Source organism: Arenibacter nanhaiticus (assembly GCF_900141935.1).
In the GTDB taxonomy this organism is placed as follows: domain Bacteria; phylum Bacteroidota; class Bacteroidia; order Flavobacteriales; family Flavobacteriaceae; genus Arenibacter; species Arenibacter nanhaiticus.
Window position 1 is genome coordinate 8,014 of the sequence record NZ_FQYX01000048.1, and the last position, 9,167, is coordinate 17,180.

General features: G+C 38.0%; 8 protein-coding genes. 5 read left to right on the forward strand and 3 right to left on the reverse strand.

The window, feature by feature from the left end:
- Nucleotides 1-342: 342 nt before the first annotated feature.
- A complete protein-coding gene (locus BUA16_RS17235) occupies nucleotides 343-1,335 on the reverse strand; it encodes a replication initiation protein (RefSeq protein ID WP_072765968.1) in 993 nt (330 codons plus the stop codon).
- Nucleotides 1,336-3,357: 2,022 nt separating this feature from the next.
- Here BUA16_RS17235 and BUA16_RS17255 point away from each other — a divergent pair.
- The 4 genes from BUA16_RS17255 to BUA16_RS18885 all read left to right on the forward strand — a co-directional run bounded on the left by BUA16_RS17255 (nucleotide 3,358) and on the right by BUA16_RS18885 (nucleotide 5,606).
- On the forward strand, nucleotides 3,358-4,056 hold the full coding sequence (locus BUA16_RS17255) for a SprT-like domain-containing protein (protein ID WP_072765972.1): 699 nt from the start codon (nucleotides 3,358-3,360) through the stop codon (nucleotides 4,054-4,056).
- Nucleotides 4,057-4,119: 63 nt separating this feature from the next.
- Complete coding sequence (locus BUA16_RS17260) at nucleotides 4,120-4,872, forward strand: ParA family protein (protein WP_072765973.1); 753 nt, start codon at nucleotides 4,120-4,122, stop codon at nucleotides 4,870-4,872.
- A 7-nt stretch (nucleotides 4,873-4,879) separates the two neighbouring features.
- On the forward strand, nucleotides 4,880-5,128 hold the full coding sequence (locus BUA16_RS17265) for a hypothetical protein (RefSeq protein WP_072765974.1): 249 nt from the start codon (nucleotides 4,880-4,882) through the stop codon (nucleotides 5,126-5,128).
- 328 nt (nucleotides 5,129-5,456) lie between these two features.
- Nucleotides 5,457-5,606: a hypothetical protein gene (locus tag BUA16_RS18885; RefSeq protein ID WP_218616777.1), complete on the forward strand. Its 150-nt coding sequence runs from the start codon at nucleotides 5,457-5,459 to the stop codon at nucleotides 5,604-5,606.
- Between the two features lie 108 nt (nucleotides 5,607-5,714).
- Here BUA16_RS18885 and BUA16_RS17270 read toward each other — a convergent pair whose 3' ends face one another.
- Nucleotides 5,715-6,455 (reverse strand): hypothetical protein, encoded by a 741-nt coding sequence (locus BUA16_RS17270; RefSeq protein WP_072765975.1) that lies wholly within the window; start codon nucleotides 6,453-6,455, stop codon nucleotides 5,715-5,717.
- A 530-nt stretch (nucleotides 6,456-6,985) separates the two neighbouring features.
- The gene (locus tag BUA16_RS17275; protein WP_072765976.1) at nucleotides 6,986-8,119 is read right to left on the reverse strand and encodes a pentapeptide repeat-containing protein; all 1,134 of its coding nucleotides are present in this window, start codon (nucleotides 8,117-8,119) and stop codon (nucleotides 6,986-6,988) included.
- Nucleotides 8,120-8,972: 853 nt separating this feature from the next.
- On the opposite strand from BUA16_RS17275, the gene BUA16_RS17280 reads away from it, so the two are divergent.
- Nucleotides 8,973-9,167 (forward strand): hypothetical protein (locus tag BUA16_RS17280; protein ID WP_218616778.1); only part of this gene is annotated, 195 nt, incomplete at its 3' end.

Sequence of the window (9,167 nt, forward strand, 5' to 3'; positions counted from 1 at the left end):
CTATCCGCAATCCGTTAGCATAGCTGTAATCCATTTGTATTCAGGGGCTTTTTCCGTCCTCAATTCCTTTGAGTTGGGTATTGGGAAAGCGTTCCCGGCGTCCGCAATCCGTTAGCGTAGCTGTAATCCCTTTGTTTTCAATGGCTTTTTCCATCCTCAATCCCTTTGAGTTGGGGGAATGGGAAAGTGTTTTAGGTTCTCCGTTCCTTAATTTTGCTTTTTTGACCTTCCTTCATTTTTTTCATCCGCAATCCGTTAGCATAGCTGTAATCCATTTGTATTCAGGGGCTTTTCCCGTCCTCAATTCCTTTGAGTTGCTGGCAAGGTATTCTCGGAGGTTTATTACTTGTCTTCCTTGAACAGGTGATCGTAATTGTCCAGGATGACCTTACTGATGGCGTTGGGAAGATCGGGACTACGATCATAAATGTCCCTGATATCGAAATAATGGGTGTTTATAATCGATTTAAGAAAGGTAAACTGGTATTTGTTCATTAGCCCTATCAACCTGCTCCTATCTGCCTTAGAAAGCTTAAAATTCCCTTCTAGCAAATCAAATATCTCTTCGATCCTTTCCACATTGTGCCGTACGGGGGCCTTGTTGTTGGTCTTGTAGAATTTAAACACAAATCCTGTGATTTTCTTTCCGGTCTTCAGATCGGAGTAATTAAAGCTTACGTCCGCCATCTCGTCGAGCATTTTTTTTGCAGGATCGATAATATTGATCTTGAAAGCTGATGCCGTGTTGCTCCGATACTTGGTTTTTGGGATTTCAAGTTCTCTTCGGAACTGTTCCAATGAAACTCTTCGTCCCCCCGTTTGGAACCATTGGCGCACGTAGTAATAGAACTTGATGTTATAGCTCCCGGTCAAATTGAAACTTGTATTGGCCAAATATTCGGTATAACCCTTGCTGAGATCGGTCAGAAAGCCATAAAGGTCTGCGTCAATGTTTAATTTCACATGGGACCGGCTATCCGTCCACTCCGGTTTTTCGATGACACCAATATGCTTTACCGAATCCATTTCCTTTCCCTCCACGATCATTTTGCTTTTGATCGGGAGGGTTTTTTTCCTTAGCTCCAACAAATCCTTCTCCAGTCTGTCCTTTGCATTGTGATTGTCGGGAATAAGATCGCGCCAATGGTATTGCAAGGGGATGTTGCCGTCCATATCGATCTGGGGACTATATTCGATTTCCTGATGTACCTTTATCCTTTGAAGGACCCTTACCAGAATTCTATTCTCTCCGGCAGAAAACTTAAACTTGATGAAATTCTCGGTAAGCTGATAGGGATGCCTTATTACCTCTGGAAGCTTTAATTTTTCGTTCATAACATTGTTAGTATCATCATGGTCATACTCAATCCCTTTGAGTTGGGGCTATACAAATATAGATTTTTTTTTGAGTTCCATCCTCAATCTCTTTGAATAGGTCCTCAATCCCTTTGAGTTCCATCCTCAATCCCTTTGAGATAATCCTTCTAAAGCCCCAATATATAAGGAAAAATGGATCCCTGTAATTTAGTATTATAATTCTGTTTTATTTATTTAGTCTTTTAAAAATGAAAAAAGTAATTTTGATAAGCATTGTGAAAATGTTGATAAGGTTTCAAAACCGTCATGATTTTTCCAAAAATCACGCCTGTTTATCATCATATCGGTTTTGCTCCGCAAAATTTTAAATGCATCCAACACCGCAAAATAACCTAAAATTGTGAAGAAAGGTCAAAAAAGCATCCCGCAAGAAAAATTTGCATAGATTTTATCTATACTCCTCCCCTTTTGCGGTTTTTTAAATAACGCCGTGAATGAAAAAAAATTACTTTTTTGGAACGGTATTTTTTTGCGAATTTTTTTTTTGCCCTGCTACAAGAACGGGACAAAGATACCGCTGATCCATGGCCTTTTACAAATTGTTTTTTTGGCCCTGGGCAGGTTCATAAATTTTGGTTTTTTTTTGAAAAATAAAGCGAGCGAGGGTTCACATTGCTGCCGGGATTTTCCCAGGGTGCTTGGGATTTGTTGCGGCACTATTTTTGGTTTGTGACCTGTTCAAAAGTGTTTTGGGGTCCTTCCCTATAGGTTTTTTATGAATTTTAAAGCATTGAATTTCAATACAATAATATGTTTCATATATATAATATTTGATATATGTTGAATATATAGTATATGTTTCATTTTTATGTTTTTCTTCCGAGCACCGTTTAATTTTGATGCGTTTTTGGGTTTTTTTCTGGATGGGGGCGATATCTCCACCAATCATAAAACCGATATAAATTTGGTTCCGTTGCGCCTTTTTTTTCGGGGATTTGGGGTCGTTTTTGTTGGATCAGGGCACATTTTTGGGTGGGAATGCTAGGGACGATGACGATACTTTTTCGCGATATCGGGCTGTTTTGGGCGTTCCCCTATCGGGTCGCTCTTTCCGCTGTATCTTTTTTGGCCGGCCGGCTCGGCCAAAAAAGGATGCCGCTGCAATAGCTAACGCAAAGAATAATGGCCAAGTTTCGAATGTCCGCTGCCAAGAATATTGTTGGTTTTTAGGTCCATATTCAGGTGTTTCCATAGGCGGTAAATGGCTGTTGGTTTCTATTTTTAAAAATACAATAGGTCTTTTTTTGCACAAAGAAATTTAGTTAAACAACTGTTTTACAGTACAATAATATGTTTATAATATTATATATGTTTGTTAAATATAATATAATAAGTATATTAAATATGTGCTATCCTTTTTATACCGGAACCTTGGCCCGGGATCGGTCTGGGCCGCTTTTGTAAGGGGAGTACTTCCGTAGTGTCGGGATCCTACTTTTTGGCCCTTTAGAAGCCCCTCCCCGCTGCCCAATGCGGGACGGCGCATTGGCTCCCCTTAAAGCGGCCCAGGGCATTTTCTCGGCAGGGCCTGCGGGCTCCTTTTTCCTTTACGACAGCAAAAATAAGCGGATGGCCATTTCGCCCGCAATCCTTTTTATAAAAATAGCCCTTCCATCGAAGACCGATTTTTATAGGTGGTCGCCAAGGCTTCCAAAAGGTTTTTGGCGAAGGCCGTCCGCTTGCGTTTATAGCGGCGACAGGGGGGATGAAGTCGCCCTGAAAGCCCCTGCGCCTCTTGGGGAAGATGATAGGAAAGTAAATAAAGGGATATAAACAACCAATTTTCAATTGGTTAATATATTTAATATACTGTTTATGTTAAGGATGTATAATATATGTAGTATATTGCATCCTTTAAATCAAAGCAATGCTGGCCGTATTGTTTGGAGCCGGCTTCCTGAACGCTCTCGCCCAGCGGGATGGGCTGCATAAAAGTGGCGGTAATTTTTATAATTGTATCGTACGAAACAAAATAGGTTTATGAATGCTTCTAGTTTTGCCGAGAATCCCAGTTCGAAATTCTACGGACTTTTTCAGTTTATTTTCGATTATTACAACCGGGCACTTTTTCAAGGGCAGATCAAGGATTGTTTGATCGTGATCACCAGGCGCAAAAATGTGATGGGACATTATTCCTATAGACGCTGGTACCATATGGAGGAGCGGGAAACGGACGAACTGGCGCTGAACCCTTCCATGTTCGTGCGCTTTCCCTTGATAGAGATCTGCCAGACCATGGTGCACGAAATGTGCCATGGCTGGCAGTACCACTACGGAACCCCCTCCCGTCCCGGCTACCACAATAGCGAATGGGCGCAAAAAATGCAGTCCCTGGGACTTATGCCGAGCCATAACGGGGAGGTAGGAGGGAAGACCACCGGCCAGCGAATGAACGATTACCCGATCAAGGAGGGGCGGTTTCTGGCGGCCACCGAAAAATTGATGAACGACCGGATCTTTGCGGGACTTTATTTGGAGGTCAACCCCGAGATCCTCTCCCAGATCACTCAGGACCGGCCGCTTTATGAACAGGTAAAGGACTTGGTCCTGGTACAGGAAGAAGCACGTCCAAGGAACAAAAAACAGAAGGTAAAGTACTCCTGTGGGTGCTCCAACGTATGGGGCAAACCGGGGCTGTCCATGAGCTGTAACCACTGTGGAAAACTTTTTACGGCATAAGAACAATATGTTATCTATGTTATGTATATTTAACACATTGAACAAACGCTATAAGTGGCACATATGAAAACCATTGCAATCATGAATCAAAAAGGGGGGGTGGCAAAGACCACCACCTGTATCAACCTAGCGGTACAGGCGGCCCTGAAGGGCCGTACCCTGGTCATCGATATGGACGAACAGGCCAACCTTTCCCGACAGTTCGGGGTCAAGGAGCCGGAAACGACCATACGCGAAGCCCTGTTGGGGGAGAAGTTTTCCCCGGTGAACGTACGGGAGAACCTGGACCTGATCCCTTCCTCTACCGATCTGGTAGGAATAGAATCCCGGCTTTTCAACGAACTCTCCCGGGAGCGGAAACTGGAAAAGGCACTCAAAGGCCTGAAGAAGGACTATGACTTTATTTTTATCGACTGCCCTTCGAACACCTCCTTGGTCACCGTGAACGCCCTTTCCTGTAGCGACTACGTGATCCTGCCCATCAAGGCGGAGATCTTTTCCATTGAGGGGATTGACCATATGATCAATTTTATCCGAATGGTGCGGGACAACATCAACGACAAGCTCAGTATTCTTGGGATCGTCATCACCCAATGGGACGAACGCCTGAACGTGGGCAAGGACGTGATGGACAAGATCAAGGAACAGAAATGGGATACCGCCCTGTTCCAGACCAGGATCCGAAAAAATACCGCGGTATCGGCCTCCCAATTGCACCACCAGACAATTTTTGAATACGACCGAAAGAGCAACGGGGCACAAGATTATACCGCCCTGGGCTATGAGGTCCTGGAACGAATTAACAACCATAAATAAAAGAACTATGGGACTAGATGATCTATTGACGGGGAGCTCGAAAGAAGGCGCCAAGCCCAAAAAAAAGGCGGCCCCTAAAAAAGCGGCGCCGGCCTCCGAAGAAAAAAAAGAATACAAGAATATTTATTTGTCCGAATCGGCCATAAAACTGCTGCACCAGGTCACCTTTCTGGAAAAGGTGAACAACAGCGGCTATACCTTTGGGGATGCCGTCCACGAGGGCCTAAAGCTTCTGGCAAAGAAGAAAGGACTTTAAAAGCCTTTTAAACACATTCAAATACGGCCAAAACCTTTGATATAAGAAGGTTTTGGCCTTAAAACAGGGATTTCCCTTTTAAGGATAAGATTTAAGAAGGAAAGCGGCTAAAACTGAATTAATCCGCATAAATGGCCGTTGATGACAGTTACCCTTCCTAAAAGGCCTTATGCCAACAATAGGCTGTATACCAAAAATAGAACAAAATTTCCGGTATAGATGTGTATGGGGCATGAAGCCCATCGGTGCGAAAACGTACGCTAAGGAATAATTTTTAACTTTTCATTAAGAGTACCTAGGTTACGTAATTTCCCTTTCAAGAATTTTTATGGAAGGAGAATATGATTATGCTAAACCTACTAATTCGTTCAATTTTGGAGGTGTTCCTAAGGAACATTATACCCGTATAGACAATGAAGGACAACTTGTTTTTTTGCTTTTCCAAAGAAAACGAACCAATAATAGTAGTGATCCTTAGAGGCTAATTTTAGTTGCCCGTACCTTTAGTGGTATGCATAGGGTTTCGTTTTATCGTGCAATGGTAATATTGTCCAAATTTTTAGGCTAAAGGATTATTGTACTCCCTTTATCTTTTGATTCCCATTAGGTGATCCCCTTCGACCATACCACAAGTTCTGGTTAATTCGATAACAAACAGACGTTTATAGAATTCGCCCTGGTTTTTATATATTTTCTTGATCAATTTAGTGGCAATAAGGGACAGATTCGATTCCACCATTTTATCAAATGTTTCGATCTCTTTCATAAAATCTAAGTTTTCAAGCTCATTTTGATTCCTTAGAAGAGAAAATACACGGCTATCTGATTTTAGCATTGTTATTTCATCTACATCGAAAAAGTGTTTAAAATCAACTTTTTCTGTTTTTGCACTAGTAGCGTGTGCCACTATTTTATTGCTGAACGCTAGAATTTTCGATTGTGATAATTGTTTTGATAATCTTGTCTTGTTTGCCATTTTATGGATGGTGAGCAAATTATCAATGGCTAATTTTTGTTGGGATACGGCATTCAATAAACCGTAAAGTCTTAAGTTTCTTTCTGCAAAATCAAGATTTATAGATGGTTTTTGACGTTCCAAATGTTTGAAGGATAATTTAGCCAATTCGGAGTCGTCAATGACCTGGAAACTGTTATGCAGAATATTCCATTCATAATCTTTTTCGAAGCCATAAAGATTTTTTACTGCATTTTGGAAGGTAGACTCGTTCTTTTTTTCATGCCATTTTTCATGCCATTTTTGGGCGAATTCGCTCCATATATCTTTTTGTAAGGCATTGAATAGTTGAATGTTCGTTTGCTCTATCATATGGCTTAACAACTCGTTTTATCCAATATTATTACAATTGTAAGATAATAACAAAAATAAATTAAAGAAAATACAGCAATTTGTAAATGCTTGGAGAACGAATTTTCATAACGGATATATTCAAAGGGGAAGCTCATGTTTTTCCAGAAAATGGTCATAAGGTTTCCGATACGGTTTGAATAAAATAATTTTAAATTATTGATTTATAGTAAAATAATATGTTATATATGTGCATTATGTTGTATATGAATAATAGTTATAATTTGTTAAATTTGAGCCCCTGATAAAGTAACAAATCGAATCGAAGTATGGATTAATAACTTATTGCTTTTTTGACTTTTTTCAGGCGGGTTTACCCCGGTTTTGAGGGAAGTTCTTTTTTTTTTTTTTTTTGAGTGTGATTTTAGAGGAAGGTATCCCTTTATCTAGGCACTAATGGATTCTTTTATAGAAGGAGTACTAATAGTATAGTAAGCAAGATATGCAATTATGGCCTATCCCCGGGCCGAATATTTCTAGAATTTGACCTATTATTTTTTAAATTTTCTAAATGCTTGAATAGTTTGATAAATACCATATGAAATAAATATTCTTCCTATAAAATTCCAAACATAAAAGAAAGTTTTTGGATTTGCCTCATCCATAAAACTTATTCTGTGTGTTGGTGTTAAAAAAATAAAGAAGTATTTTACATTTTTATAAAAAGTTTCCAGTGTAATTCCTGTTAAACTAATATAGAAGTTTTCGGTGGCAATTATAGAAAAATAAAAGAACATTAATCCTATTAATAAAGTAAATAGGATAGCTCTTAAATAAGATTTTCCATGGTTATTTGAAAGAAAATTTAGTTTTAGTATAATATAATCTTGTATTGGTTTTTTATCTAGTTTTTTAGAAAAAACCTTCTTTCTCAATTCTGATGTATATGTTTTTTGTTCTAATGAAGAAAATTTTAAATAATCAATTGAATTGTGTTGGTTTAGAAAGTGTCTTTTTAATATTCTAAATGTTTCCCTTTTATTCTTTTCTACAATTATCCCTTCATTTGAAACATATTTTTCATATAATTCTTCATCTTTAACATTGCCATTTGATTCGAAATCTTTTATTTTTATATCAAAAGGGCTTAATTCTCCACTTATTATGGCTAGAGATAAATCTAGACCTTTTTGAAAAATAGTTCCTCTAAAAATCACTAATTTATCAAAAAGAGAGTAAGTGAATAAAACATTTTCCTTAAATGTTGTTCTAGAAAAGACAACCGTTCCTAAAAAATCTGTTTTATAGAAAATAATTTTTTGGTTAAAATGTACTCCCCAAAAATCAGCTAAATCCGAAAAGGTCGTATTATCGAATTTAGCCAGACTATTAAATTTAGAATTGTAAAATCGAACTTTTACTTTTTCTTTAAATTCAGAATTACTAAAATCAGCTAATGAGAAAAATGTACAGCGTTCAAAATTTGCATTTTTACTTACGGTACATTTAAAAATAAATTCATGTTTAAATGTACAGTTTAAAAAATCAACTGAGTGGACATTACTATATCTTAAGTTTATATTACAATTGAAGTTGCAATTTTTAAAAGTTAAAACTTTTAAACCATCAATTGATCTTTCGGTTATTTTTTTATTAAACTCTTCTTGAGTATTTATATCAATCACTATTCAGGGTTTTATTAAGCTTTTTTATAACGGAACTATTCATCAAAACAACCTTTATATTATATTGGTTAAATATATACATTATTAGCTTTTTTGAATGTGGGACTCGAAAAAGGGTGATTTTTTTGATATTGCTATAAACTAAAAAAGTAATAGAGATATCATTATTAATCCTTTGTAGCTAAACTTTAAATAGTTCAATATAATAAGAAAAGGATGATAGCTTTTAGAAACTTCTATTTTAGGAAACTCAATGCTTTTAACGCTTCTTTGTAGTTAATTTCAATTCATTACCAGAAGATTATGTGAAGGGGAGGGAAGAAAGTTTTTTGTCTTTAAAACGAAGTGAAGAAGATAAAAAAGCAAGCAGTAATCACGCAGAGCGTGATTGGTTTTTATTAAGTTATTGAAAATTAATGGATCCCCTTTTTTCTAATATTTTGATATCCAGCTCTGTCTTTGTAGTCTTGATCGAATAATTACACTATAATTTTATCCTTAAATCTAAATTTTATTATTTTTAATATAACACTCCATAATAATTTTATTTTGGAGTATTACTAGAAAAGCTAAGGATCTAGATAGGATCGTTATTCAAATATTATAAAGAGCATAGGTGTATTGTTTTTCTTAAACATACAGACACCTTGATATCTTTCATTCTACTATGGATGCACAATCCGGTGAAAACGGACACCCATTCCGCTGGAAAGCGGACAGTCATTCCGGAATAAAACGGACACCTATTCCGGGGCAAAGCGGACAGTGATTCCGCTGCAAGGCGGACAGCTATTCCGGAGCAAAACGGACACTTTTCTCATCTTAGTGCCATTAACTTTTAAAAGGAAGAGTAATGGCCAACAAACCTATAGGTATGAGAGAAGTACGCGAATTATTACGACTATATTTTAAACAAGGCTTCAGTGGCCGTAAGGCGGCCAAGGTAGCGGGTGTCGGGAAAACGGCTGCTAGCCAGTATATTGCAGGCTTTAAAAGCAGTGGGCTTTCCATTTCGGTCATTACTGGGATGAGCGACAGTGAACTCATC

What these genes read in the sequence shown, in the direction of transcription:
- BUA16_RS18885 (WP_218616777.1), top strand. Translation starts at nt 5,457, where the DNA reads ATGGAAGGAGAATATGATTATGCTAAACCTACTAATTCGTTCAATTTT.
- BUA16_RS17270 (WP_072765975.1), bottom strand. Translation starts at nt 6,455, where the DNA reads ATGATAGAGCAAACGAACATTCAACTATTCAATGCCTTACAAAAAGAT.
- BUA16_RS17255 (WP_072765972.1), top strand. Translation starts at nt 3,358, where the DNA reads ATGAATGCTTCTAGTTTTGCCGAGAATCCCAGTTCGAAATTCTACGGA.
- BUA16_RS17235 (WP_072765968.1), bottom strand. Translation starts at nt 1,335, where the DNA reads ATGAACGAAAAATTAAAGCTTCCAGAGGTAATAAGGCATCCCTATCAG.
- BUA16_RS17265 (WP_072765974.1), top strand. Translation starts at nt 4,880, where the DNA reads ATGGGACTAGATGATCTATTGACGGGGAGCTCGAAAGAAGGCGCCAAG.
- BUA16_RS17260 (WP_072765973.1), top strand. Translation starts at nt 4,120, where the DNA reads ATGAAAACCATTGCAATCATGAATCAAAAAGGGGGGGTGGCAAAGACC.